The organism is Flavihumibacter sp. CACIAM 22H1, assembly GCF_001601815.1.
Taxonomy (GTDB): Bacteria; Bacteroidota; Bacteroidia; order Chitinophagales; family Chitinophagaceae; genus Flavihumibacter.
The window spans coordinates 1-26,209 of the sequence record NZ_LUKG01000037.1; the positions used below are offsets into that span (position 1 = coordinate 1).

29 protein-coding genes are annotated in these 26,209 nt (G+C 45.2%); 4 read left to right on the forward strand and 25 right to left on the reverse strand.

The window, feature by feature from the left end:
* Nucleotides 1-871, forward strand: an 871-nt coding sequence (locus A1D16_RS11565; protein WP_290709594.1) for a fumarylacetoacetate hydrolase family protein, incomplete at its 5' end; no start/stop codon positions are given.
* A 3-nt stretch (nucleotides 872-874) separates the two neighbouring features.
* Complete coding sequence (locus tag A1D16_RS11570; RefSeq protein ID WP_290709596.1) at nucleotides 875-1,759, forward strand: flavin reductase family protein; 885 nt, start codon at nucleotides 875-877, stop codon at nucleotides 1,757-1,759.
* Here the strand turns inward: A1D16_RS11570 and A1D16_RS11575 are convergent.
* Together A1D16_RS11575 and A1D16_RS11580 are read right to left on the reverse strand one after the other, a co-directional pair.
* Entirely contained in the window at nucleotides 1,756-2,790 is a 1,035-nt protein-coding gene (locus A1D16_RS11575; protein ID WP_290709598.1) for a glycosyltransferase family protein, read from the reverse strand. The genes A1D16_RS11570 and A1D16_RS11575 overlap by 4 nt on opposite strands.
* A 44-nt stretch (nucleotides 2,791-2,834) precedes the next feature.
* A complete protein-coding gene (locus A1D16_RS11580; RefSeq protein WP_290709600.1) occupies nucleotides 2,835-3,671 on the reverse strand; it encodes a UDP-2,3-diacylglucosamine diphosphatase in 837 nt (278 codons plus the stop codon).
* 120 nt (nucleotides 3,672-3,791) lie between these two features.
* Here A1D16_RS11580 and lysS point away from each other — a divergent pair, with 120 nt between their 5' ends.
* Nucleotides 3,792-5,300 (forward strand): lysine--tRNA ligase, encoded by a 1,509-nt coding sequence (gene lysS, locus A1D16_RS11585; protein ID WP_290709602.1) that lies wholly within the window; start codon nucleotides 3,792-3,794, stop codon nucleotides 5,298-5,300.
* A gap of 23 nt (nucleotides 5,301-5,323) precedes the next feature.
* On the opposite strand, the gene A1D16_RS11590 is transcribed toward lysS, so the two are convergent.
* The 6 genes from A1D16_RS11590 to A1D16_RS11615 form a co-directional block, all read right to left on the reverse strand.
* Nucleotides 5,324-6,145 carry an NAD(P)-dependent oxidoreductase gene (locus tag A1D16_RS11590; RefSeq protein WP_290709604.1) on the reverse strand — a complete coding sequence of 274 codons (822 nt, stop codon included), beginning with the start codon at nucleotides 6,143-6,145 and terminating at the stop codon, nucleotides 5,324-5,326.
* Nucleotides 6,146-6,753: 608 nt separating this feature from the next.
* Entirely contained in the window at nucleotides 6,754-7,740 is a 987-nt protein-coding gene (locus A1D16_RS11595) for an aldo/keto reductase (protein ID WP_290709606.1), read from the reverse strand.
* Nucleotides 7,741-7,742: 2 nt separating this feature from the next.
* Nucleotides 7,743-8,438 (reverse strand): LPS export ABC transporter periplasmic protein LptC, encoded by a 696-nt coding sequence (lptC, locus tag A1D16_RS11600; protein ID WP_290709608.1) that lies wholly within the window; start codon nucleotides 8,436-8,438, stop codon nucleotides 7,743-7,745.
* Entirely contained in the window at nucleotides 8,431-9,801 is a 1,371-nt protein-coding gene (locus tag A1D16_RS11605; RefSeq protein WP_290709610.1) for a hypothetical protein, read from the reverse strand. Before A1D16_RS11605 ends, lptC begins: the two co-directional genes overlap by 8 nt.
* The gene (locus A1D16_RS11610; RefSeq protein ID WP_290709612.1) at nucleotides 9,779-10,504 is read right to left on the reverse strand and encodes a type III pantothenate kinase; all 726 of its coding nucleotides are present in this window, start codon (nucleotides 10,502-10,504) and stop codon (nucleotides 9,779-9,781) included. The genes A1D16_RS11605 and A1D16_RS11610 overlap by 23 nt, the downstream gene beginning before the upstream one ends.
* Before the next feature lie 17 nt (nucleotides 10,505-10,521).
* On the reverse strand, nucleotides 10,522-11,166 hold the full coding sequence (locus tag A1D16_RS11615; RefSeq protein WP_290709614.1) for an LON peptidase substrate-binding domain-containing protein: 645 nt from the start codon (nucleotides 11,164-11,166) through the stop codon (nucleotides 10,522-10,524).
* Between the two features lie 82 nt (nucleotides 11,167-11,248).
* On the opposite strand from A1D16_RS11615, the gene meaB reads away from it, so the two are divergent.
* A complete protein-coding gene (gene meaB / locus A1D16_RS11620) occupies nucleotides 11,249-12,151 on the forward strand; it encodes a methylmalonyl Co-A mutase-associated GTPase MeaB (protein WP_290709616.1) in 903 nt (300 codons plus the stop codon).
* Nucleotides 12,152-12,176: 25 nt separating this feature from the next.
* Here the strand turns inward: meaB and A1D16_RS11625 are convergent, their stop codons facing one another.
* The 17 genes from A1D16_RS11625 to A1D16_RS11705 all read right to left on the reverse strand — a co-directional run.
* Complete coding sequence (locus A1D16_RS11625; protein WP_290709618.1) at nucleotides 12,177-14,576, reverse strand: zinc-dependent metalloprotease; 2,400 nt, start codon at nucleotides 14,574-14,576, stop codon at nucleotides 12,177-12,179.
* Nucleotides 14,577-14,610: 34 nt separating this feature from the next.
* On the reverse strand, nucleotides 14,611-14,829 hold the full coding sequence (locus A1D16_RS11630; RefSeq protein ID WP_290709620.1) for a hypothetical protein: 219 nt from the start codon (nucleotides 14,827-14,829) through the stop codon (nucleotides 14,611-14,613).
* 61 nt (nucleotides 14,830-14,890) lie between these two features.
* A complete protein-coding gene (locus A1D16_RS11635; RefSeq protein ID WP_290709622.1) occupies nucleotides 14,891-15,259 on the reverse strand; it encodes a hypothetical protein in 369 nt (122 codons plus the stop codon).
* A complete protein-coding gene (locus tag A1D16_RS11640; protein ID WP_290709624.1) occupies nucleotides 15,256-15,681 on the reverse strand; it encodes a hypothetical protein in 426 nt (141 codons plus the stop codon). The genes A1D16_RS11635 and A1D16_RS11640 overlap by 4 nt, the downstream gene beginning before the upstream one ends.
* A gap of 187 nt (nucleotides 15,682-15,868) precedes the next feature.
* Nucleotides 15,869-16,501 (reverse strand): outer membrane lipoprotein carrier protein LolA, encoded by a 633-nt coding sequence (locus A1D16_RS11645; RefSeq protein ID WP_290709626.1) that lies wholly within the window; start codon nucleotides 16,499-16,501, stop codon nucleotides 15,869-15,871.
* Nucleotides 16,494-17,255, reverse strand: a complete 762-nt coding sequence (locus tag A1D16_RS11650; protein ID WP_290709628.1) for a polysaccharide deacetylase family protein — start codon at nucleotides 17,253-17,255, stop codon at nucleotides 16,494-16,496. The genes A1D16_RS11645 and A1D16_RS11650 overlap by 8 nt, the downstream gene beginning before the upstream one ends.
* On the reverse strand, nucleotides 17,249-18,241 hold the full coding sequence (locus A1D16_RS11655; protein ID WP_290709630.1) for a beta-ketoacyl synthase chain length factor: 993 nt from the start codon (nucleotides 18,239-18,241) through the stop codon (nucleotides 17,249-17,251). Before A1D16_RS11655 ends, A1D16_RS11650 begins: the two co-directional genes overlap by 7 nt.
* Nucleotide 18,242: 1 nt before the next feature.
* Nucleotides 18,243-19,469 (reverse strand): beta-ketoacyl-[acyl-carrier-protein] synthase family protein, encoded by a 1,227-nt coding sequence (locus tag A1D16_RS11660; RefSeq protein WP_290709632.1) that lies wholly within the window; start codon nucleotides 19,467-19,469, stop codon nucleotides 18,243-18,245.
* A gap of 1 nt (nucleotide 19,470) precedes the next feature.
* A complete protein-coding gene (locus A1D16_RS11665; protein WP_290709633.1) occupies nucleotides 19,471-19,740 on the reverse strand; it encodes a phosphopantetheine-binding protein in 270 nt (89 codons plus the stop codon).
* Entirely contained in the window at nucleotides 19,718-20,371 is a 654-nt protein-coding gene (locus A1D16_RS11670) for a hypothetical protein (protein ID WP_290709635.1), read from the reverse strand. The genes A1D16_RS11665 and A1D16_RS11670 overlap by 23 nt, the downstream gene beginning before the upstream one ends.
* Nucleotides 20,368-21,615, reverse strand: coding sequence for an NAD(P)/FAD-dependent oxidoreductase (locus A1D16_RS11675; protein WP_290709637.1), 1,248 nt, complete (start codon nucleotides 21,613-21,615; stop codon nucleotides 20,368-20,370). The genes A1D16_RS11670 and A1D16_RS11675 overlap by 4 nt, the downstream gene beginning before the upstream one ends.
* 44 nt (nucleotides 21,616-21,659) lie before the next feature.
* Nucleotides 21,660-22,730, reverse strand: coding sequence for a methyltransferase (locus A1D16_RS11680; RefSeq protein ID WP_290709639.1), 1,071 nt, complete (start codon nucleotides 22,728-22,730; stop codon nucleotides 21,660-21,662).
* A gap of 16 nt (nucleotides 22,731-22,746) precedes the next feature.
* Nucleotides 22,747-23,895: a beta-ketoacyl synthase N-terminal-like domain-containing protein gene (locus tag A1D16_RS11685; RefSeq protein WP_290709641.1), complete on the reverse strand. Its 1,149-nt coding sequence runs from the start codon at nucleotides 23,893-23,895 to the stop codon at nucleotides 22,747-22,749.
* The gene (locus A1D16_RS11690; protein ID WP_290709642.1) at nucleotides 23,892-24,329 is read right to left on the reverse strand and encodes an acyl-CoA thioesterase; all 438 of its coding nucleotides are present in this window, start codon (nucleotides 24,327-24,329) and stop codon (nucleotides 23,892-23,894) included. The genes A1D16_RS11685 and A1D16_RS11690 overlap by 4 nt, the downstream gene beginning before the upstream one ends.
* Nucleotides 24,330-24,341: 12 nt before the next feature.
* Entirely contained in the window at nucleotides 24,342-24,980 is a 639-nt protein-coding gene (locus A1D16_RS11695; RefSeq protein WP_290709644.1) for a hypothetical protein, read from the reverse strand.
* A 17-nt stretch (nucleotides 24,981-24,997) separates the two neighbouring features.
* Nucleotides 24,998-25,429 carry a 3-hydroxyacyl-ACP dehydratase gene (locus tag A1D16_RS11700; RefSeq protein ID WP_290709646.1) on the reverse strand — a complete coding sequence of 144 codons (432 nt, stop codon included), beginning with the start codon at nucleotides 25,427-25,429 and terminating at the stop codon, nucleotides 24,998-25,000.
* Nucleotides 25,426-26,209: lipid A biosynthesis acyltransferase (locus tag A1D16_RS11705; protein WP_290709648.1), on the reverse strand; the 784-nt coding region annotated here is incomplete at its 5' end. The genes A1D16_RS11700 and A1D16_RS11705, both read right to left, overlap by 4 nt.

Sequence of the window (26,209 nt, forward strand, 5' to 3'; positions counted from 1 at the left end):
CTCCTACCCGGTTGCAAAAACAGGCGAGGAAATGATAAAATCAGGCCGTATTTCAAAAGATAAGGGCTTTTCTGCTGACTCAGCATACCTGCTTGCGCCGGTTCCGTTTCCTACCACCTGCAGAGACGGGTATGCTTTCCGCCAACACGTGGAAGCTGCCCGCCGTAACCGAAAAGCACCAATGATTCCCGAATTTGATCAGTACCCGATATTTTATTTTACCAATCATACCAGTATCCAGGGGCCCGGAGATATTGTATGTATGCCCGATCATTTCGAACAACTCGATTTTGAGCTGGAAGCTGCCGTTGTAATATGTAAAGCCGGACGTAATATCAGGGCTGAAAATGCGGATGCGTATATCGGCGGGTTGATGATCATGAACGATATGAGTGCCAGACGGTTGCAAATGGAAGAAATGTTACTGAACCTGGGTCCGGCTAAAGGCAAGGATTTTTCCACGGTGATCGGCCCCTGGCTGGTAACAACTGATGAACTGGAACCCTTTGAAATACCCGCCAAACCCGGACATACGGGCAAAAACTGGAACCTGCGCATGCAATGCCATGTAAACGGCATACAGGTGAGTGACGGAAACCTGGGTGATATGGATTGGACATTTGCAGAAATTATTGAGCGCTGTTCCTATGGGGTAACGCTGCACCCCGGCGATGTAATCGGAAGTGGTACAGTGGGCACAGGATGTTTTCTTGAACTAAATGGTACCGGCAAATTAAATGACCCGGCTTTTGAAGCACAATGGTTAAAAGACGGCGATAAAGTGGAACTGCGCATCGAGCAGTTGGGTATCCTTACCAACACTATAGTGGCAGAACCAACCGACTATTCCATCTTTTCCAGAAAAAAATGACCCATGCAGCTTGATCTTAATACCCTAACCCCGGCGCAAAAACAACAGTGGCTGCAACACGCTATTGGCCCAAGGCCGATTTGTTTTGCCTCCACTATCAATAAAGCCGGAGAGGTAAACCTGAGCCCTTTTTCCTTTTTTAATATGTTTTCTGCCAACCCGCCGATTCTGGTTTTTTCTCCTTCCCGGCGGGTTCGGGACAATAGTTCCAAACATACCCTGGAAAACATACTGGAAGTACCCGAAGTGGTTATCAATGTGGTTGATTATGACATGGTACAGCAAATGTCTTTATCGAGTTGTGAATATCCCAAAGGCACCAATGAATTTATAAAAGCCGGTTTTACCGAACTAAAATCAACCCTTATCCAACCTCCCCGGGTAAAAGAAAGTAAAGTACAGCTTGAATGCAGGGTATTGGAAACCAAACCACTGGGAATGGAAGGCGGTGCCGGCTGTTTGGTGATATGCGAAGTATTGCGGATGCATGTTGCCGATAGTATCCTGAATGACCAGGGTACTATGATTGATCAGCAAAAACTGGAACTTACCGCCCGGCTGGGAGGCAATTGGTATTGTAAAGTCACTGCAGCCAATTTATTTGAGCTGGAAAAACCCAATACCCAGCTTGGTATAGGAGTAGATGCTTTACCCGAACCCATTCGTAACAGCCGGGTGTTAACCGGAAACAATCTCGGACAACTGGCCAATGTTCATGAACTGCCCACGGTTGATCCGGCGTATGAGGATGAACGGCTCAAAAGTATTTTCCAGTATTATGCCATTACCCCCGATGAAATGGAGCTGGAATTACACCGTTATGCCAAAGAATTACTCGACCAACAGAAAGTGCAGGAAGCCTGGCAGATTTTACTGGCATTGAACTAACCAAGCATCAGGTCGGGATACAATAACTCCAGGGCTACACCTTTCGACGGGTAATTATCCATCAGGTAGCCCAACATTTCCGGAATACTATTACGGTAATGGAGCGGGTTATAGTTTTCAGACCCGATCCATTGTAAAAAAGCGGTGGGGAAGCCCGCATCTATCTTTTTTAATACCGGGATGCCCAGTTGTTGTAAAGCAGCAGCATTGCAGTTCTGTTCATATTGACCCTGTATCGGAATAACCAGCAGTTTTTTACCCAGGTGCATAACTTCAGCAGGTGTTTCAAAACCGGCACCCGTAATAACTCCAAAAGAGTTGATCATGCTTTCATTGAAGAGCCGCTGATTTACCGGAATCAGTTTTACATTCTTATGTTGTTCAACCTGCCGAACCTGTTTTGAAAAAACCTGGAACTGAAACGCTTTTAACTGTTGAAGCACCGGCAGCAATGCCCCGTCTTCATAGGCCGAAAGGTATACGGTTATATGGCCTTTATTCTGCGGATCGGCCTGAAGTAGTTCTTTTTTGATAACCGGCTCAAAAATAAAATCGTCGTATTTTTTAAAATGCAGGCCTATATACTGCGTAGCTCTTGCATAGTTCTTTAAAATCCACTCCCCTAAGAACTCCGGATTTCCCGGCCGCGGAACCAGGTCCGACTGAAAAGAAGCCTGGTGACCAAGGTGAACCGAAGGTATTTTTTTATAGCTGCATGCCATTGCCGTGATGGATTCAAAATCATTGATCACCACATCGTATTTTTCAACCGGCAGTGCTTTGATTTCTCTCCAGATACGGGTCGGGTTTAACTGGGAAGCAATTTTCCGGTAATCCAATCCGCCGGTTGTATTGTAAAACAGGCTCAAGCCTTTACTCCGGTACCGAACCGGCAGATCGTTCTGTAATTGTGCATTGGCCCCGCTCAGGAATACATCTACTTTTCCATACCGTTGAAGATAGGGTAATAACTGGGCGGCCCTGCTGATATGGCCATTGCCGGTTGCCTGTACTGAAAGAAGAAGTTTCATGGTGCTGTGTAGTTTTAGAACCGCTTAGGGTTTAGGGGTAGGGGTTATATAGCAAGTGATTGTACATAAAAATTTACCTCATCGGTTACAACGTTCAGGATAGGTTTTTCAATTTCTACTTTGCTGTTCTCAAATTGTTTTTCATCATAGGTATAAATATGCCAGTCATTCTGGTAAAATTCCAGGGAGGTCATATGTTCCACCCAATCTCCACTGTTCAGGTACATAACTTTTCCCAGATCCGTTTCAACCATTCTTTTTTGCGGTTGATGAATATGCCCGCAGATCACGTAATCGTATTTTTTTTCAATGGCAATTTCTGCGGCCGTCATCTCAAAATCGTTGATACGGGTTACTGCTTTGTTGACACCGGCCATTACTGATTTGGATAAGCTAACCCGCTCCCTGCCGATACATTTCATCAGGGTATTAATGGCCCGGTTCAGGAGAATCAGGAAACCATACCCGCTGCTGCCCAGTTTCGCCCAAAACTTGGCTGCTCCTTTGGTGGTATTATCAAATACATCTCCATGGAAGATCCAGGTCATTTTTGAATTGATTTCAATAACCAGTTTGTCGGTTAATTGAAAGTTTCCTAATTCGATATCCGAATACCGCCGCATTATTTCATCGTGGTTACCGGTAATATAAATAACCCGGGTGCCTTTGGCCATCATGCACAGCACTTCTTTAACCACGGCCATATGGGATGCCGGAAAATAATGTTTGCTGAATTGCCAGGCATCAATGACATCGCCATTGAGAATCAGCATTTGTGGTGCTATACTCTTAAGGTAGTTGAGGACCTCCTTTGCTTTAGCACCGTAGGTACCCAGGTGCAGATCAGACAAAATTGCTACATCAAGGGGACGTCTTTCCATAATGGGATGTTTTTCAAATTTCTCACCTGGATATTACCCCCGTGTAAACCAAGTATTAAAGAATTGTAATGTTTGGCTTCTGGGGCGGATACGTTATTTTTGCGCTTCAAATTTTGGCGAATGCAATTTTCAGAACAAGAACAGATAAGAAGAGAGAAGTTATTGCAACTGCAGGAACTGGGGATTGATCCTTATCCGGCTCCAAGTTTCCCGGTTACTACCAGTGCTGCCTACATTAAAGAACAGTATAAAGGAGAAGAAAATAAGGCCGATTTTGCGGAAGTATGCCTGGCCGGGCGGATCATGAGCGTACGTGACATGGGAAAAGCGAGTTTTGCCGTATTGCAGGACAGCTCGGGCCGTATCCAGATTTACGTGCGAAGAGATGATATTTGTCCGGGTGAGGATAAAACGCTCTATGATAAAGTATGGAAACACCTGACCGACCTGGGTGATATTTTCGGAATTAAAGGATTTGTTTTCACCACCAAAACGGGTGAAACCTCGGTACATGTTACCGAATTGACCATGCTTACCAAATCTTTGAAACCCCTTCCGGTTGTAAAAGAGGCCGATGGGCAAACCTTTGATGAAGTAACTGATCCGGAATTCAAATACCGCCAGCGCTATGCCGACCTGGTCATCAACCCGCAGATACGGGAAACCTTTGTGAAGCGCACAAAAATGATCAATACCATCCGCGATTTCCTGAATGAACGCGGCGCCCTGGAAGTAGATACGCCGGTATTACAGGCCATTCCGGGAGGGGCTGCTGCCCGTCCGTTTATAACGCACCATAATGCGCTCGACGTGCCGTTCTACCTCAGAATTGCGAATGAATTATACCTGAAGCGGTTGGTGGTAGGCGGGTTTGACTGGGTTTATGAATTCAGCCGGAATTTCCGTAACGAGGGCATGGATCGCACCCATAACCCGGAATTCACCATCCTGGAATGGTATACCGCTTACAAGGATTACAACTGGATGATGGACACCACCGAGCAATTACTCGAAAAAGTTGCAATTGCATTACATGGCGGCACTGAACTGGTGGTAGGTGATAAAACCATCAGCTTTAAAGCGCCCTTTAAGCGTATTTCCATTTTTGATGCCATCCTGGAAAACACCGGCATAGATATCAGCCAGCTCGATGAACCGGGCTTAAGGGATGTTTGTAAACAACTTAAAATAGAGGTAGCTCCTTCTATTGGCAAAGGCAAATTAATTGATGAGATCTTCGGTGCCACCAGCGAACATACCTATATACAACCCACTTTTATTATTGATTACCCGGTAGAAATGAGTCCGCTTACCAAAAAGCATCGGAGCAAACCCGGATTGGTAGAACGTTTTGAACTGATGATCAACGGGAAAGAAATTGCCAACGCCTATTCTGAATTAAATGACCCGGTTGATCAACGAGAACGTTTTGAAGAGCAGGTTAAACTGATGGAACGGGGGGATGATGAGGCCATGTTCATAGACCAGGACTTTCTTCGGGCCCTTGAATATGGAATGCCTCCTACTGCAGGAATCGGGATTGGCATTGACCGTTTGTGCATGCTGCTGACCAACCAGCCATCCATACAGGATGTATTGTTGTTCCCGCAGATGCGGCCGGAAGCCTAAGCAGCAACACCCTTCAGGCGAAATCAGATGAATAGATCATTCATCAGTTTCTGATGGGGGTTTACCGCATATTTGCTGAATTCCGTAATGCCTGCTGCTTTTAGTACTTCTTCGTCGATAAAGAAATTACCCGTACACTCGAAAGAAGGCTTTTGCAGGATATAAAATGCTGCATCCGCCACAATTTCGGGGGTACGGCTCCGCTGTATAAGGAAATCGCCTCCCAACAGGTTTTCAACCGCCGCAGTAGCAATAGTGGTTTTAGGCCAGAGGGCATTAGCGGCAATCCGATGGGGTTTTAGTTCCTCTGCCAGGCCAAGCACAACCATACTCATCCCATATTTGCTCATGGTGTATGCCAGGTGGGGGGCAAACCAGCGAGGATCCATATTAATTGGAGGCGACAAATTCAGGATATGCGGGTTATGTGATTTTTTCAGGTGCGGAATACAGGCTTTTGCCATTAAAAAACTGCCCCGTACATTAATTCCGTGCATGAGGTCCCAACGTTTAGCTTCAGTTTGTTCTGTTGGCGTAAGGCTGATGGCACTGGCATTATTAATAAGTATGTCAATTCCGCCCAATTTCTCTACCGTGGTTTTCACCGCTTCTTCTATACTTTCTTCGAATCGAATATCTGCCTGTAAGGGAAGTACTATACCGGCACCTGCTGCTTTTATCTCTTCGGCAGCCGTATAAATAGTTCCGTCCAGCTTTGGATGCGGTTCCGTAGTTTTTGCGGCTATTGCTATATTGGCTCCTTCCGCAGCTAACCGTACTGCAATGGCTTTGCCAATTCCACGGCTTCCACCGGTGATCAGGACATTTTTATTCTTAAACGGCATGGTAAATCGGGCTTTTAGTAAGGTTTTTTCCCTTGTTTTTCAATATACTAACGGAAGTTAGCAGAGTTCTACCAGAATTCCGATCGTAATTTTACGAATTTGCAAGTAAATCATGAAGCAGGCAAATTCAGCAATAGCCCTCTTGCACAGGTATAGCCCTATTTATACTTTTGTTATGTCAGTGATCGATAACAAATCACCCAAATCCTTAGAAAAACCAAGACCGATGTAAATCGGGCATCCAAGATCCAAAAAAACCAAGTATCCAATTATCCTAAAGGCGAAAGCCGAAAAACCAAGTGCATCACAAATATCCAGAAAAGACCAAGTATCCAATTATCCGGAAGAAAGACCAGAAAAACCAATGTTCCGAAGAAAAACCAAGTGATTCGATTTCGTTAGCTGACAAAGTAGTAAGTTTTTAGAATCCAGTATCACAGTATCCAATTCCTAGTGAATGACCACGTCCTGAAAAAAATTTGTACCTATCGATGGCCGAGACCCGTTGGTTCTGAACGTACAAAGAATTTAAAAACCCGATGCAGTCCATTGCATCGGGTTTTTTCTTTTCCTTCACCGGTGGGTGGATGCCACCCGGTATAAACCTATCAGGCCAGGTTCAGGAAGGGTTTATTGCCAAGGATTTCGTCGATCTGCGCGCAAATCGGGTCTGTAAGAAGTGGTAAAATTTCAAGCGATCGAAGGTTTTCTGTTAACTGTTCCTTTTTAGTAGCACCCAGAATAGCAGTGGTCGTGTAGGGGTTGCGAAGTGTCCAGGCAATTGCCAGATTTCCCATAGAAACCCCCATTTCGGCTGCCAGTTTATGGAGTTGTTTTAATTTGGAAATTTTATCTTCCTGTAGCCAGCGATCTTTCAGCCATTCAAAGCCTTCCATTCCCAGCCTGCTGCCCGCTGGAAATCCATCCAGGTATTTGCCCGTAAGAAATCCGGCAGCCAACGGGCTCCAGATAGTGGTGCCCATGCCCACATTGCGGAAAACCGGCAGGTAGTCCTGTTCCATTTTTAATCGCTCAAACATATTGTACTGTGGCTGTTCCACTACCGGGCCAATCAACCGGTACTGTTGGGCAACACGATGTGCTTCCATAATTTCAGCGCCACTCCACATACTGGTACCCCAATAAAGGATTTTTCCCTGTTGAATCAGGTGGTGCATGGTCCAAACTACTTCTTCAATAGGAACATTCGGATCGGGGCGGTGACAGAAATAGAGATCGAGGTAGTCTGTCTGCAAACGACCCAATGCTTCATGACAGGCTTCTACGATATGTTTTCGGCTCAAACCGGTTTGATTCGGCTTATTGTGCTCTCGCCAGCCAAAAAAAACTTTGCTCGATAAAACGTAGGAGCTGCGGTCCCACCCTTTGGCCTTTAATACGCGGCCCATCATTTTTTCGCTTTCCCCCAGTGCATAGCCTTCGGCATTGTCAAAAAAATTAATCCCCTGGTCATATGCCAGGCCCATTAGCTCATCCGCCATGGAGTCTCCAATTTGCTTATGAAAGCTTACCCAACTGCCAAAACTTAGTGCACTGAGTTGAAGGCCGGTTCTGCCCATTCTACGATATAACATAACTAGATGATTTTCAGACTATCTTTTCCCTTATCGGGGGCTTTCAGCGGCGGCGGACTAACACGGCCCCCTGTTGAATCAACGGCAGGTGAAGCGGTTGAATCTGTTACAGCAGCCGCACCAAAACCTCCTTTTGGTACCAGTACCTGACCGGTAATTTCTTTGATGAGGTACCAGTTAAACGACTGGTCTGCCTCCAGCCCTTTGCCATAAATAATCTTATCAGGCTGGTGAATTTCTACGTCTTTATCGGTGTAGAATATTTCTTTGTTCTGATCCCACCAAAGCTCCTTGCTTTTAAGGGTATCTTTTTTCTGGTTAAACACTGTTACGCTATCGCGAAGAAAAACCCGCTGTTCTGTTTCCCGGTAGCGCCCGTATTTGGCATTCAGCTGGCTTTCCACCTTCAGGCTGTCGTTATAGAAGTCTACATGCAGGCTATTCGGAAATTCAATGTAAGGAGAATCTGTCTGGTACCGGTTCATTACCGGTGCAGTAAGCCGGGCTTTCATCTTTCCTCCCTGGCTAAGATAGCTTTCTATAAACTTAGCTTCTTCTACGGCTATTCTCTTTTTGGAGAGAGCATTCAACTCCTCCTGTGTATTTTCACAGGCTGTTAGCAGCAGGGCAAAAAAAATACAGCACCCTAGCAGTGCTGTTATTCTTGAAGTGCTACTATAACGTAAGGAATTAGTCATATTTGCGTTTCACAAACCACAGATCGCTGAGGGTAACACCGAAAGAAAGCCGAAACATATTTTCCTGCAAACGGGTTTCAGGTGTTCCCCTTCTGCCGAATTCGAGTCCAAGGTTCAGGTTCGTATATTGGTTGCTGAACCGGTTCGGGCGGATAGGAAAACCAAAACCCGCAGTTACTGCGTATTGTTTGAGTTCTTCACCGGCATAGCGGATATAGTCGGTTCCATAATTGAAGCCCACCCGGTAAGTAACCCGGCCCCAGTAGTTGGAACCGTAGGCATTGGGAATAAAATGCCCGCCTATTCTGAATTTAAAGGTAGATCCCACCGAATCCTTCGCCCCATACAACCTAAAATCGTCCCAGGAAGTGGTTGAATATTCGGCCCCGATCAGCCATTTATCCAGGCGCTCAAATGTAAACCCGCCAGAATAGGTGCTGGGGAAAATTACGGTACCTTGTACGCCTTCCTCCCGGTATACACTGTCCCGGATAAGCGTTCCACCCGATTGGTCGTATTCAAACGTTTCGCGGATAATATCTTTGTTTGCGTTGTATTCGCTTGAAAATGTGGCCGTTGCTCCCAGAACCATGCGGATATCCTTACTTAATTTAGCCCGATATTGGATACCAGTGTTAAAGGAGACCCCGCCAAAATTGATCTTGGTCTGGTAATTTCCTTTGTAATAAACCACGCTGTCGTTGATAAATGATTTACGGGTTCCAAAATCTTTTGTTCCGAAGAAATAGCCTACGTTGGCACCTATGCTGAAATTACCGAAGCCCTTACCTAAACCCAGAAATGCCTGGTAAGAACCGCCTTTACCCTGGTACAGCGTGAGTGTAGAATCAATACTGGCACCGGTTTCGGGATTTTGCTCACGGGCAAATGCCTGGATCTGATAATTGATGCGGCTAATCGGCCGAAGGCCCAGCACCATGGAAAAATTTCGCTTCCTGCTTAGGGGAACACCTAGTTGCAGGTAGGAAATATTGGCAAAACTTGCTTTATACTTTTCGATCACATTCTGTTCCTGCAATACCTGGTTTTCGACTTCAAACCCCAGGTCAAAAGAAGTAGTTCGTAATCTGGCATAAGAAGCAGGATTCATAAAATTGATGGCCTGTGGCTTCAGGTAGCGGGGAACACCTTGTTTCACATCAAATCGCTCATCGTAGTCGACATATCCCGTGGTAATACCGCCCATACCCCGGGTTACGATCGGGGTGGAGGGAACCAGGTTACCCCAGCCATATCGGGAGTACGGCGAGTTTTCCTGGGCATTGGTAACCATCCCACAAAACAGCAGTACGGCTAAAAACAGTTGGGTTATTGGTTGTTTAATTACACTCACTGATCGCATACAGTCCTTTAAAGATTAAATTCTGGTCGGCAAATATCCTGTTTTTTAGGTGGGGGACAAAATAGCCGGAATTACCCCCGGTTAACAGCACGTTAAAGTTCCCGTACCGTTCTTTATACGCATCGATAAAACCATCTATTTCCTTGGCCATTCCTAAAATGACTCCACTGGTGATATTCGTTACGGTATCATACCCTACCAGCGGAAAATTCCAGTCTTCCTTCACCAACGGCAGCAGGGCCGTATAGTCTTTCAAGCTCCGGAACCGCATTTCCATACCTGGCGAAATACCTCCGCCCAGGAATTCATGATTACGGTTCACAAAATTGTAGGTTATGGCCGTACCCAGGGCAATTGCCAGGTTATTTTTATCTGGAAACAGGTTAACTGCGGCCGCTATCAGTGCCAGCCGGTCGGCGCCGATTGTTTCCGGTTTACCCACAGGTGTGGTAAATGGCAGCTGGGTAAGGTGCGAAAGTTTATGAAAATCCGTTCTTTCCTGTAAAAAGGTTTCCAGCTCCGGCGGATGGTTCATAACCGAGGAAAGTATGGTTTTATCTGGCCGATACGCTTCCAAAATAGCCGTAAACGCAGCAATATCAAGGCGTTCAATCGGGTAAATCCCTATAAGATTGCCCTCCCTGAAAACCGCCATTTTTTGGCGGGTATTTCCAAAATCAAAACAGATTGTAGTGGAAGCCATACTGGGTTTCGCTGGATTTACAGTTCAAAATCGAGCGAAGATAGGTTTTTAAAATGGCCGTTGAGCTTGACTTTTTCCTTTAACAGTTCCATTTCCGCCAGTACCGGTAGCACTTTGGCCAGGTGACGTTTCAGGTATTCCTGCCGCTGCAGCTCATGCATTAGGCCCAGCAGCTCATATTCTTCCTGTAGTGATAAACCGGCATGATGGGCAACATCATAGCTTATCAGCAGCTCGTCGGGTTTTTTAAAGCTCTTTTCCAGTTTCAGTAATTTGTGCAGGTCACGGATATTACTGATCAGTTTTTGCATCAGGTTCGGATTTCCTCTTCCCTCTACATTTTCGGGATAGTGTACAATGGCGCCACTGTATAATTTGTCAGGAATACTTTTTACTACTTCCAGCACTTTGAAAATGGATAATCCTTCTGTTTCAATATCCATTTCACCATTTTCGTAGGTTTTACTAACCTTCTGCACCCTTACAAGTGTACCCCATTCTCCCAGTTTATTCTCCAGTACGGTCGGAATTCCAAACAGCTTATTTTCTGCTACACATTCACTGATTAGTTGTTTATACCGGGGTTCAAAAATATGCAGGTTTAATTGCTCTCCGGGGTAAACAACAATACCTAATGGAAATATGGGAACAAAATTTGTCATACTGCTTATACAAACAATATTAAGAACAATTAAGCAATTACCATCCATTGTAATGTTCTGCAGGATTCAATAACTTCATAGCATGTGGGACCAACTATTGTCTAAAATTTTACATGGTGATGTGAAGAGTATTGCGCGTTCCATCTCGTTGATTGAAAATGAAGTACCCGGTTATGAAGAATTACTGACGGCATTGCCACATCATACCACCCCTATAATTGGAATAACCGGCCCACCTGGCGCGGGAAAATCTACCCTCGTAGACGCTTTAATCGGAGAACTGATCCGCCAGAAAAAAACGGTAGCTGTTCTTTGCGTAGATCCTTCTTCTCCTTTTCATTTAGGAGCATTGCTTGGTGATCGGATCCGTATGAGCAATTGGTACAATAACGCTTCGGTATTTATCCGTTCGCTCGCTACGCGTGGTTCACTGGGGGGACTGCATCCACACATTATAGAAATTACAGAATTGCTGAAAGTAACGCCATTCGATTATATACTTGTTGAAACCGTAGGAGTAGGACAAAGTGAGATAGAAATTGTTGGGTTAGCAGATTGTACCACCGTGGTATTGGTGCCCGAGGCAGGGGATGAGATCCAGACCATGAAAGCCGGACTTATGGAAATTGCGGATATATTCCTGGTAAACAAAGCTGACCGGCCAGATGCTGATTTATTTACCAGAAACCTGCGTTCCATGCTGGCGCCTGGTTTCAGCAACACCCAATCAGAATTACCCATCATTAAAACCATTGCCTCTCAGAAAGCGGGTATCAGTGATTGGTTGTCTGCGATAGAAGATCAGCTTTCGCAGCATACGATTTCCGATAAACGTGCCTGGCTGCTGGCCGAGCGTGCTTATCATCTCATTGAACGCAAGCGGATGAAGGACGTTAACAAACAGCGCCTAAAAGAAGCCATCGAAGACCTGCAGGACCGCCATGCCTTTAACCTGTATCAATTTGTTCAACAATTCAGCACCTAACCCCTCTGTCCTTCTCCTTTCTCCCTCACTCACACCCTATCGGCGCGCCCGGCGGAATTACTGCATGCTGCGTAGGTTTAGCTTTATCGGGAGCTTTCATACGTTCCAGTGCAAAGGCATAATGAGCGTTGAGTGCAGGATCTGAGCCAGCTTTCAGCGCTGCTTCCAGCCAGTTTTTCAGGTCTTGTACAATTGCCAGTCCACGGGCCCTCACCGGCATTGATACCGACTCGTTTACCGACCAGTTCAGCAGGTAGGTTAAAAGCACCTGTTCGGTTTGTTGTTGAATCATGGCTTCTATCCCACTTCTTCGGGCAGCCTTAAACGTTGCGTTTATCAGTCGTTCAGCCATTTCTCCTGCAGATAATCCACCCTGGTACCCTTGAATTTCCATACGGTTGATCCGGTCTGGATGAAAAAGAAAGGAAAATGGCAGATCTGCTGCGGTTTCCGCAGGCGAAAGAGGATCAAAATTCAAACCGGTTCGTTTGTTAAATAATTCGCGGGAACCAGCATACCCCGCTGGTCGGGGTGGAATCAACCGGAGAATATTATCCGGTATGTTTAAGGCAGTCGGATCAATGGTTTGAAGGATAGCATCCAGTGCTTTCAGTTGTTCTGCTTTGGGTACCATTTTCATAGCGGCACTACCATCCCCTTTCAAAGCATAACTGTACGCAACCCCTCCAAGCAGTTTTGCAGTTGCTTCTACCTGGTATCTGTGATAAAAATAAACAGGTACCAGTACATCTTCCAGCATTGCAAGCGGGGTACCATTACGGATACTATTAGCGCCAAAATCAGTTAATGCTTTTAGCCGTACTTTCATCACATGTTTCAGTTCCTCTGCTGCATCCGCGCCGTTATCCCATAAATGTGCCTGCGGATGCGATCCTCCGGGCGCCCTGGAATCCCGGTCAGCAATAAACAATAATCCTTTTGCAGCACCCTCTCTTAACAGCTTATCAAGCGCTGCTGTTTCATTGGTATTTTTTGAGAACTGTGCATATCCAAAGCTGATAGCCAGTTTATCCCACTCACCGATTTTTGTATCATAGGCATCTTCCAGATCGAGTTCGCCATTGGAACTGAACTTTACCAAAGGATGTGGATAATCCATAACGCTTGCCCGGTTATTTACGCTGGAGGCGTAATTATGTGCAAGGCCAAGGGTATGCCCTACTTCATGGGCTGCTAACTGACGAAGCCTGGCAATGGCCATTTTCAGCATCCTATCATTGGCCGGAATACCTTTTTCAAAAGGGGCCAGCAAGCCTTGCGCAATCAGATAATCCTGCCGAACCCGAAGAGAACCAAGTGTAACATTACCCTTTATGATCTCTCCTGTTCTCGGGTCGGTTACGCCCGCTCCATAACTCCAGCCCCGGGTACTTCGGTGTACCCAGTTAATCATATTATAACGGATATCCATAGGGTCTGCACCTTCCGGCAAAAGTTCAACCCGGAAAGCATCTTTAAAGCCTGCGGCGGTAAAAGCCTGGTTCCACCAACGGGCTCCGTCCAGCAAAGCGGAACGGATGGGTTCCGGTGTTCCGTTATCGAGGTAATAAATAATGGGCTTTACCGGCTCGCTGATAGCTGCTTCCGGATTTTTTTTCTCCAACCGATGTCTTCTTATAAAATATTTTTCGATTGGTTCAGATACCGGTGAGCTATAATCATAGTAGGAGATCGGAAAATAACCAGCTCTCGGATCAAATACACGGGGTTTATACCCGCCATCTGGTAATTCAACAAAGGAATGATGCATTCTGAGGGTAATAGCATCGCCGCTGGCTGCAACGGATCGAACCAGATTTCCTACTTCGCCATCATTGTTCACCAGCGTAATTGTAGCATCCAGTTCCGTATTTTTCGGGAAATTTTTAGTGGCGGGAAAATAGATCCCTGACCTGGCTTTATCCACCAAAAAATTTCCCTGTTTAGCGGCTTTGATACGGCCTGCAGCTTTCATCGCATCCCGTAACAAAAAATCTGTTGCATCTACCAGCAGGGTGTTACCACTGGCAGCTTCGATCGTAAAACTCCAGAGTATAGAAGAAGCGAAGGATTCTTCTACGGCTTTACGTTCCAGCGGGTCAGAACTATTGGCTCTGTAATCATAATTAGGTTGTTGCAGGAAAAGTTTTTTTCCATTTTTCACAAACCTTATAATATGTTGAGATCCAAGCAAGCCTCTATCGAGCCCGATATCATTGGAACCTAAGCCAGCCGGAAGCGAAATACAATATAAGAGCTCCTGGTCTGTCCGGTCTATCTCAAGCCAGATTTTACCATTTGCCGCATCCAGATAATAAGGTAGTAATCCATTAATTTTTTCCCATCCTTTCGTTTTTTCGTCAATGGAAGGCAAAGACTGTGCAAGCGAAAACAGGGGGAATAATAGTAGTAGAAGAACTCTCATATCTATCCGTATTTGGATAAATATAAGGATAGTATCAGAACATATCGCGGTTTGATTTCCACCAGCGATAGCCTATAAAACCCATCAGGGCCAGCGGTGTTGCAGCAAGATAAATAATTCCTGAGTTCAGTGCTTTTGCCGGTTTTTCACCCATTTGCTGGGCCGTTTTGGTACAAATAGAACACTGGGCTTCCGCATTAAAAGAAAACGGTAACAGCAATAATAAAAACAGTATCCACCTCACAGGTCGCATAACGCAAAGTTTACGCAAAAATACTGAACCTTCTTTAATAAGAACGCAACCCGGCCTGGTATCAGGCTGAAAACACGGCATTCATTTTCAAAAATGTAGTGTTTCCTAATTGGAGGGTGGAGCTGACCTGGTAGGTGCCCATTGCGTTTACACTGTACTGGATCAACAGATCAGTAGCCGGAAATTGGTGAGGATCAATAACATGCAGAAATTTTATCTGGCTACTGGATATTAATTGCACCGGTTTGTCAAGGGCCTGTTCCAGGGTTTCCTGAATCAATTGTATCATACAAACTCCGGGTACTACCGGCTGCCCGGGAAAATGCCCTTTAAAAATTGGATGCTCTGCATTCCATAATAACCCGGCCTTAACCATACCATCGCCCTTATCAAGCGTTTGCATGGTGAAAAAATCACCCGTGAGTATCATCGCTCTAATTTTTTGAGTGCTATGTTGAATTTAAAATTCAGGTGCTTTAGGAAAATTGAGTCCGGACTGCCGGTTCCCTGATGGAAGTACTTCAACTGTACTAATGGTTTTCTTTTAGAAGAAAGTTCTGCTCCCACCAGCTGCTGGCAATTCAAATCTGTCAAATACCAGGCCTGTTTTTTACCTTTCGCATAACCATGATAAAAGTACAATTCGTTTTTCAGGAGTTTTCCGGGTATTTTCCCCCTTTCTTGCATCAATAAAAGCTCAAAATCTTCACGAAGTGCGTTAACAATTACTTTTTTATTTAATTTTTTTAATATGTCGATTACCGAAAATTCACCATTTTCCGTGAATTCAAAATCAAAGAATTTAACGCCCGTTTCTGTGGAGAAAACCACGCGCCTGCTTTGATCAGGCATTTGTTTAATTAATAAAAGTCCGCTTAGCTGGTGATTGGTGATGGTTACCTGTGCTTTATACAATTCATTTACAAAAACAGGTTGTAGCGGCATCAAACAGCTATCCTTAACCGAAACCTGCTCCATACCGGTATAAACAGAACGACAGGAGAATAGGCCACAAAAGGCTATGCAACCTGCAAGCAATTTATTTCTGCTGAAATATTGCATCTGCTATGGCCTGGTTTACTTCTTTATTATGGAAACTGATTAAGGTAAAATCTCCTCCTTTCTCCATCATATTAATGCTTGATACCGCATAATCTGAGCGATCTATGCGCACAAGAATGGTTGAGAAAAACTCCAGCATATCTTTGGAAACAGGTGTCATTTCCACCAGGTACTGTTGTTTATTCTCAAAAGCTTTGACAGAAAAATCAGGATTGGAAAATACTGTTCCTTTAATACAATCAATGGTAAGCTGATTGATTTTCTGAAACAGCTTATTGGAACGAACTGAAACCCTGTTTTCTTTCTGACCATCTTTTATATAAATATTCTTACCATTTATAATCAGCAGGTATTGAAACGGATGCTGGTATTCCATCCGAACCAGGGTTTCTTTTTTAAACCAGAATTTTCCTTTGGAAAGTATTTTTTCAGCGAGCAGGCTAAGGTGCTTTTCCTGGGTAAAATCACAGCGGATGGTCGTAACCTGTGCCGCTTTCTGAGAAAATGCGGTCCTGAAAGCCGCCGGATCCGTTACCGCAGTAAATCCTTTGTGCTGGGCATAAGTTAGGGTTCCTGACAATATCAGCAGCAGCAAAAATATTTTACGCATAAGCCTCTTCGTTAATCAGTTCATCAATGGGTACTATTTCAAAACCCCGGTTTCTTACACCGGCAATAAATTGAGGAAGTATCCTGTCAGTTATCAGCTTGGTATCATGAAACAAAACAATGGCACCTGGCTTTACCTGCTTCCACAATTTTTCCAATAATCCACGCTCGTCTTTTGCAACCGTATCCATAGACCGGATATTCCAGCCAATGGTTGTCATACCGGTTTTTTTAATAGCCTTCGCCAGGTTGGGATTGGTCACTCCATAAGGCGGACGGAAAAAACGGACTTTTTTACCCGTCAGTTCCCATATCAGCTGATTGGTTGTTTCCAGCTCCGCCTGCATACGCGACGCGGAGTAAAGATCAAACATTCCATGATGAGTAAAACTATGATTGCCAATTATATGCCCCTGTTTAACTATCTGTTTGGTTAATTCAGGATGGCTGCTCACATTTTTACCTATACAAAAAAAACAGGCAGGTACGTTTTCTTGCTCCAGGCTGGCCAGGATAGAAGGTGTGTATGCTGGTAGAGGACCATCGTCAAAACTGATAGCAATGGCCGGCTTAGCGGTATTACCGCTACAAATTACAGAAGTATAAAACTGTGAATGTATGCGGCTGCTTCCCCATACCAATACAAGCAAATAACCCAAACAAATAATTATATACACCCAGGCAGGCAACCGCAGCAAAAATGCCGCTATAAAAAACAGGACAACCAGGATGGAACAGTTTTTTAGCGTCAACATGCTTTAAGCAGAATGAGGGAATGGTATCCCAGGTTATCCGTTTGATAAATCAGGATCCGTTTGGCTGGCATTACCGGTCCCCACCCAGCAGGAATAGTTCCTGTCTTTAACCAATAAGCTCCCAACCAGCAGGCAAATGCCGATGCTGTCGGATAGGTTCCGCAGAATTGTTTATAGTTTACCACCGGAATATTATCTCCGGCTGCCGCCTTAACATTCATGTATAAATGCGCTTTTTCATCATGGTTCTCTTCCCCGCTTAAGATCAGGTCAACTGGCTGCTCTTTGGCCGGCGCTGAAATACTCCTTACCAATTCCAGTAATTCCTCTTCGGTTGGCTGGTAGAGGGTATGTATCGTTTCGATTTCTGCCCAGGAGCTAGCGGAAGCAGCCGATTGCACAAGGAAATATGCAGCGCCCTCGCCCCCACACTGGTGTTTAAACGTTCCAAACCGTTCCAGCAAACTATAACTATAATCCGTTAGTTCGTCTGCCGCACCTACTAAAACAGCCTGGCCGGCATGCTCCGTTAACCAGAGCTGCGCATCCAGCAAAGACAATTCGAAAGAATGTGCCCGTTGCACATACGTATTGTTATAAGAATGGCATTTGAGCAGCAAGGCTACCTGTGCACCAACGGTATTATGCGTGGATTGAATAAAGGCAGTAGGAGTCAGCATTTCTTCCTTGTTCTCCACCAATCGTTTCAGGAAAACCCCGGTATCCTCCAGGCAACCGAACGCAGTGCCGGTAAGAATAGCGTCGGGATTCGCTATTGCTGCCTGTTTTAATGCATCCAATGCAGTAACTACCCCCATTCTGATAATACGACTCATGCGCCGGATCAGCTTAGGGTCTATCAGGTTACTGTAGTCCGGTTCTGCCACTCTTCCTTTTGCAGCGGTCAGGAATTCAAAATTGATTCCTTTGGTCAGCGCATCAAAAACAGGCAGTGGCGATATGGCGGAAGCTCCGTTAATAAACATATCAGGTCAGTGAAAAAAATAAGGATGAACAATTTCCCCCGAAACCGAAGGAGTTCGATAATACATGCCTCAATCCGGTTACCTGGCGAAGTTGGGTTACAACTACTCCAGGTTCTTCTATTACCGGCTGCTGTACCCGTAAACTCGGAAACAGCACCTGTTCCTCCAGCGAAACAGCCGAATAAATAGCTTCCAATGCGCCACAGGCAGCCAGCGTATGCCCCGTGTAGGATTTGGTGGTACTCATTGCTGGAAAACGATCCCCAAAAAGGCGTTGGATAGCGGTACTTTCGGAGGAATCGTTGTTTTGTGTACCTGTGCCATGCAGGTTGATATAACCAATTGCGGCCGGTTCAACGCCGGCCATTTCAAGTGCCCCTTTCATAGCCAGGTAGGAGCCTGTACCATCGGGAGAGGACGCTGTCTGGTGGTGTGCATCATTGGCATTGGCATAGCCAGCTAATTTTACCGTATAATTTCCTCCCAATAATGCAGCCGTTTTTTCATTTACCAATACCAGAAAACCGGCACCTTCTCCAAGGTTGAGGCCTCTCCTTTGTTTATCAAAAGGCTGGCAAAGCTGCTGATCAAGGATCATCAGCGTATTAAACCCATTCAACGTGAATTTGGATAAGGCATCGGTTCCGCCCGCAAGTACAATATCCAGCTGCCCGGCTTTAAGTAAACGGGCGCCCAGCATAATTGCATTGGCAGAAGAAGAACAGGCCGTACTAATTGTGTTGAGATAATCCTTTATACCTAACCCGGCTGCAATCCGTTCAGTGGTAGCACCGGCTTCGTGCTGCCTTACATAGCGCAGTTTTCCAGCAGCAGCATTCTCAAGGAAAGCAGGAAAAAAATTCTCTGTCAGATCCATTCCTGCTACTGTTGTGGACGATATAAGGCCGATTCGAAGGCGTTTCCCGTTTATTTGTTGTTTTACGCGGTCGTTTTCCCAGAGACCCGCGTTCTGTAAGGCCTCCCGCGCAGCTATAAATCCTAGCAGCGAGGTACGGCTATTGGTACCACTCCACCCTGCCATTTGCGCCAGTTCAGTATTGGTTGCCTTTACTTCGCCAACCGGGAAACTAGCCGCATGGACCGTTGAAAGATATCGTATGGGGCCCAGGCCTGCGCTGCCTTCCCGTAGCGCTGCTATATTTTCTGCCACATTATTACCTATGCAGGATATGGCTCCTCTCCCTGCCAGGTAAATTGCCTGCTGCATATCAGCCGGCTTGTGTTGTTTGGTTAGCCAAAATAAAATCAGCCATGGTATCTACCGACTGAAATACTTTCGGACCATCTTCCGCATTGGCCAATTTAATGCGGTATTTTTGCTGCATTAAAACGATCAGCTCCAGCGCGTCGATAGAGTCAAGCCCCAATCCTTCATTGAACAAAGGATCCGATGCCACAATATCAGCCGGTTTCACCTGCAGATTCAATTGTTCAATAATCTGTTGTTTTAATTCTTCAACTAACTGCTCCCTGTTCATGATATAGATATTGATAAATATTAGTAGTTGTAAATGGCATTGAATGTACTGAATCCTCCCGAACCCGGGATACTCTGTACAGCGTTGCATTATAGCTTTCCCCCAGAATATCAGCCCATCCGATAAGGCAGCTATGGGTTATTCCTTCCTCTAAAAGGCTGCTCACATAATTCACCAGCAGTGTTGCCGGAAATTCTTCCTGGATAAAAAAAGCCTGCTCGCCCTTAAATCCATGCCGGATACTGATTTCACCAATTAGGATATTGGGTAATGTATATACAAAAACAGCGGGACTAGGAATTTCTGCCAGCTGATCCACAAACTTCCTGTCGGTATCCAGGCTCGAATGGCGGTTTGCCAATACAATTCCCCATTCAAAAGGGTTCCTTAATTCATGGTCAGACGGGGGGTTCAGTACCAGCTCCGCCGCCAATAGCCCAAGTTTGGAAAGGCGGTCCATTTTAAACCACTTAGGATATTCTAACCCGAGCCTGTTATATAATTCCAGAAGAAATTCATCTGTACGAATACCCTGTTTATCCAATAACAATTCCTGGTTCCGGTAGGCCCTGTGCCCGCTGATACGCGCTGCTGCATTTATCCAAAAGGGTGCTGTTTCCTGCATACTCATGAACCTTCTTCGAGCATTTGTTTTAAAGTAAGTGTGCGGGCCAGTTTTTTAACCTGGCGAAAATGCTCGTGTACGAATGGATTTTCCTTATCCCACACATAACCGGCCAGCACTGAGCAAATCATATTTTTAATCTCCGGTTGCTGGTTTTTGGAAAAGAAAATGGTATCAAGGGTTCCATCGTACCAACAGTTTACATAGGTACGGAAGGTATTTACTCCCTGCATCATATGCTCCATGTATTCCTTATCCCAATCAACCGAACCACCCTGTAAGGTACGGATCACCAAATGTGCGGCGGTTTGGCTGGAGACGGTTGCAAGTGTTACACCCGATGAGAAAATCGGATCCAGGAACTCCGTAACATTTCCGGTTAGGACAAAACCATCACCATAAAATTTATCACAGGTTGCCGACCAGGATTCCAATACACGTACTTCAAACATCTTTTCTGCTCCCCGGAACCGATCTGCCAGGTAGGGTTCGTCTTCCAGCAAAGAATTGTATATTTCTTCGTTACTGCCTTGATATTTCTCAAAAAAAGCCGGGTCGCCCACATAGCCAACAGAAGTAATACCGGTTGAAAATGGAATTACCCAGATCCATACGCCCGGCTTATGGGTTACGATAGTAATTCTGTTGGGTTCATGAACGGCCATCCTTTTATCGTCTTTCATATGGCAGAACAAGGCCTTTCTTCCGGGCAGTGAAGAAGGCCGGTCGAGGCCAAATAATTTGGGTATCACCCTTCCATATCCACTTCCGTCTACGATAAAACGAGCGCCGATGGAATAGGTTTCGCCATTTTTATCCTGTACAGTTGTGACGGAATCCGACCCATTGAACCTGATATCCGTTACAGTTGTTTCATACTGCACCGGAATATCCATGGCTTCACAGCAATCTGCCAGCGTTTTATCAAATTCTGATCGTGGCACCTGCCAGGTCCAGCTCCAGCCTTTGGTAAACTGATCAGCGAAGGAATAATCGCAGATCATTCCATCCTTAACAAATTTCGCCCCATATTTTTCCTGAAAAGATTTCTCGCGCACCGCTTCCAGAAACCCGGCTTCTTCCAATGCTTCCATACACCGGGGTAATAAACTTTCCCCGATCACAAAACGTGGAAATTTCATTTTCTCCACTATCATAACCTTATAGCCGGCTTTTTTAATAATGGAGGCCGCTACAGTGCCAGAAGGACCAGCACCAATGACCAGGACATCTGTTTGTATATGCTTCACAACGATCGTTTTGGGTTGAAAAATATGGTTGCTTTATGGATACTTTATTGTTTACGGCAAATAAGAAGGGTATGCCCGCCTTCGCCTATATGATCAATCTGTTCTTCTATTTTTAGGCCTGCGGCATAGATGCATTTCTTGAAAACTTTCGAATCATACATCTGGCTGTTACCATTTGCCAGTGCCGTAAAATAGAGCGATGTCATTTGAAGACTAAAGGCAGCTCCTTCGAATCGCTGACAATCCCAGAAATTTTCCAGGATAAATACATAACCGTTTTCATCAATTGCGTCGTAACAGCGCTTAAGGATGGATGTTATTTCATCGTCAGAAAAACAATCCAGGAACTGGCTCATCCAAACACCGTCATGACCTTTGGGGAACTGCTGTGTTTCATCCAGGATATTAACCGGATGAAAATGAATGCGGTCGGCAAGCCCAAGCGACTCAATTTTTTCCTTTGCCATGGATACCTGTCCGGGTAAATCCATGATGGTAACATAGATATCAGGGGCATATTGTGCACAGGAAATAGCCCATTTACCGGTATTACCGCCAATATCGATTATCTTTTTTACACCAGTTGCAAATACCATTGGTAACACAAGCGGAAAAGAACCGTCCGAATAATAATGATCAAATTCGAACCAGCTTTTTTGAATTGGTGTAGGCAATTTTGAAAGCGCTTCATAAATAGTAGACCATTCTCCAAATACTTTCAAGCCCTCGGGTTTTCCATTGGCAATACTTTCTTCTAACTGTGCCAGTCCGTCGTAACAAACATCATCAATAAAATTCATGTTTACGTTCGTCAGGGGATCTGACAACAGGAAAAAACCCATTTTGGTGATACTGTATTTGTCTTCATTCAGCAAAAAGGCCCCCATGCCCAAACCGGCTTCCATCAAAACCCTGGCACCATAATGAGACAGGCCTGATTTAGCAGCTGCTTCTTCAATAGTAATGCCTGCTTTACCTGCATCACGGATGGTTTGAAGCAGGCCATTTTTGCGCATTGCCTGGGCGGCCTGGAACATTACCGGGCCAAATGCAACCCTTTGGGCGGCTTCTTTTGCTTCAACAGCTGTTAATCGGTCTTTGGAAAAATGATTCATAATAATTGAACTGCTATTAGTTGGATGTTTTTGAGAAGACCAGGGCAGCATTGCATCCTCCGAAGCCCGATCCTGTTTTTATAAAATGTTGGAAAGATTGATGCTTAATTAATTCTTTCGAGATATTGACGGCAGCTGTTACACCATGGTTTGCATACCCACGTGAAGGTAAAAGCCAGCCTCGTTTCAATGCTTCCAGTGATATGGCCGATTCAATTAATCCGGCGGCTCCCAGGGTATGTCCGAAAAAGGCTTTCAGGCTGAATGCAGGAACCCTATCAAGTTCCGCGGCAATAAATGCCTTGGATTCCATTTCATCGTTATAGGGAGTTGCAGTGCCATGAGCCGAAATAAATCCGATCCTACCCGCTTCAAGGCCTGCCTGCCGCATCGATTGCCGGATGGCAAATGCCATTTCTGCGCCCGTTCTTGACGGACCAGAAATATGATTGGCATCGTTCGAGGTGGCCCCTCCGCTCAGGACCATTTTTTCCGGGCCGTGCCGCGCAGTACTGAGCAGTAGGGTGGCGGCCCCTTCGCCCAGGTTTAACCCGTTCCGATCCTTGTCAAAAGGACGGCATTCGGAGGTGCTCAATGCCTGAAATGATTTAAAACCAGCCATGATAAACGGGCTGATACAATCGGCACCTGCTACCAGGGCATGTTTGTAGTGGCCAGCCTGCAAAAGTCGTTTAGCTACCAATAAAGCCGTCATTCCTGATATACAGGCATTGGAAATTAGAAGCGGAGCACTATGATAGTTCAGTGCTGCAGCCAGCCTCGCAGCGCTCAGGTCTAATCCTGCCCGTTCGGCTGCAGCCGTACTGCCTTCATTCAGTTCTCCAATATTTCCCTTGGTGGAAGCCAAAATCAAAACCGTATCCGGCGCTGACAGGTTTAGTTCCGAACTACGCAGTACCTCTGTTATTGAATGTAAAAGAAGCGCCTCAAAGTTGGTAAGATTTGCACCGAGCGGTTCTTTCAGTTGTTTCCATTGAGCCGGGCTGAACAATGCACCACAGATACCCTGATCCTGGTAAAGCTGGTGGCGGCTGGGCATAACAGCAGAATTACCTGCTGCAATTGCATCCAGGTTTGCAGCGGTGCCACTGGCCAGGGGAGTCAGTACCTGGTGATCTATGATATATACGGGAGCCCGGTTCATCCGTCAGAAGAGGTTAGGTATTTTTTTTTCCAGGCCTCATAAAAGGGCGGATTGGTTAACTGCAAAGTATTTCCCGGATGATCCAGGAATACCTGTATGGTGGATCCTTTTGCAACCAGTTCCCTGGTAGCAGCATTATACAACCTGTACTGAAACAGCAGCTTGGCAGCATGGCAGGGAATGTATTCTGTTTCGATAATTACCCGGTCGCCGTACTTTAATGACTTCTTGTAATCGGCTTCAATCTTAACAATGGGAACCGAATACCCCTGTTTATAGATATGCAGATAACTTAGTTCAAATGCCTGACCAAAAGCTTCGCGGCCGTCTTCAAAATAACGCACATAATGGCCGTGCCATACGATCCCCAGCGGGTCTGCCTCATTAAATCGTACGGACAGTTCAGTGGTGTATGAAAGTGATCCTTTGTTCATAGATTGTACCACTCAGGATCCGAAGCTGGAACGCCAGGACTTGAGTTTTGATTTTTTTATAGTCTGCATGGCTTTATAAATGGTGCTGGCATAATAGTTACGGAAGCCAAAACCACCTGCTTTTTCAACCATCCGCTCTGTGTATAATACTTTTTTACTGGAAAGATCAATAAAGGTTATGTACATAGAAGCAGCTTCAGCAGTTTTACTCAAGGCTTCCATTATAATAACCAAACCAATCCCCTTTTTGCCGGAAAGATCGTATTTATTCACCATCCCCTGAATATCCGCTTCTTTCAGGTGCTTTTCGTCGGCCGTGGAGTTACTGTTAATCGACTTTTCATCAATCTTTTCATTAATGGCGGTTACAGCTTCGATATCATTGGTAATATTACCCCGCTCAAGATATTTTGGCCAGTCGAATTTTTTGGGTTCCGCAATTACCACCTGGTTAATACCCGGGAAATGCCGGTTTTTAATGTCGTATGCCGTTGCAGCAATATCATTGATCACTTTTGTTTTAGAGAAGTCTACGCCCAGGTAAATGAGCGGCGTTGCTTCATTGAGAATATCCGCTTTTTTTTGCGCCACAGCAACGGTAGCGCTCAGCAATAAAAATCCACCTACTAGAAATTGAACACATTTTTTCATGGCTTTAGTATTAATGGTTATGATTGGGGTTCCTGGAGAAAAATCTTCATTTCGCAGGAGGCTAGTAATTGATCGTTTTGATAAACGTATCCTTCCACAATGGATACATTAAAAACCGTATTGACCTGCCTGGTAATCGTTTTCAGTCGGGTACCTGCTTCCGGCAATGCATGTATTTCAAGGTTCTTTATGGCTCCTATGAAACCTACCAATACCGGACCATTTCCCTGCAGGGCCTTATAACCGGCACCTGCTGCAGCCGTTTGTGCAATATTCTCAATCAGTAAAGCCGGTGTTGCTTTTCCGTCCCTGATCAGAATATTTTCGGGTAAAATGGTAAAGGCGGTTTCTGTTTGGACGGGATCATCAGCAACCAGCGCATCAATCATTACAAATGGCGTGCGCTGCGGAAGTATTGTTTCTAATTGCTCGTTGATCAGTAGTGTCATACTTTCCAGAAATCATAAAAATTAAACCATTGAGTAGGATACAGCCGCAATTTTTGCTCTGTTTCCGTTACAAAATCCTGCAAGGCATTGGTTAATCTTTCCGCTCTGTTACCATTGGTATAAAATACCGGCTGACTGGCAAAAAAATGGTAATGTCTGGTAGATTCCTTAAATGCGTATACAAAACTAACCGGAACCTGCAGGCTGGCCGCCAATAAAAAGGGACCAACCGGAAAATTAGCGGTTTTCCCCAGAAACCGGGTGGAATGGATTTTATTTCCCTCCAGGAAACGATCGGCGTGCATACACACCAGTTCATTTCGGTCCAATGCCTGATTAATTGCAAAAATATGGCTCATGTCGTCCCGGATAATAATCAGCTTCATATTTCTTCCACCGGTAACATTTTCGAGGTAGGCTTTTATCTGTTCCTGCTCCCCATCATACATCACTACATTAATCGGTGCCTTTAATCTTTTAAGCAGATGCCCGGCAATTTCCCAATTACCCACATGGGCGCTCAGCAAGAGCCCTCCTTTACCTTGCTGCACCATCTGGTGCAACCATTCTTCCCCGTCAAAATCAAAACTTAAACGAGGGTTCAGCCCGGCCATAACGGCTACTTTATCAATAAGGGTTTGCCCAAACTTGTAATAGGTAGTATAAATCGCTTTCCGGGCCTTCCAGCCGGTGTAGCCCAGGCGCTCCCGAAAATAATAACGTAAAGACCTGGTGGATTTACTCGAAAAAAGGAAATAATAAGCCGCCACTAATCGAAGC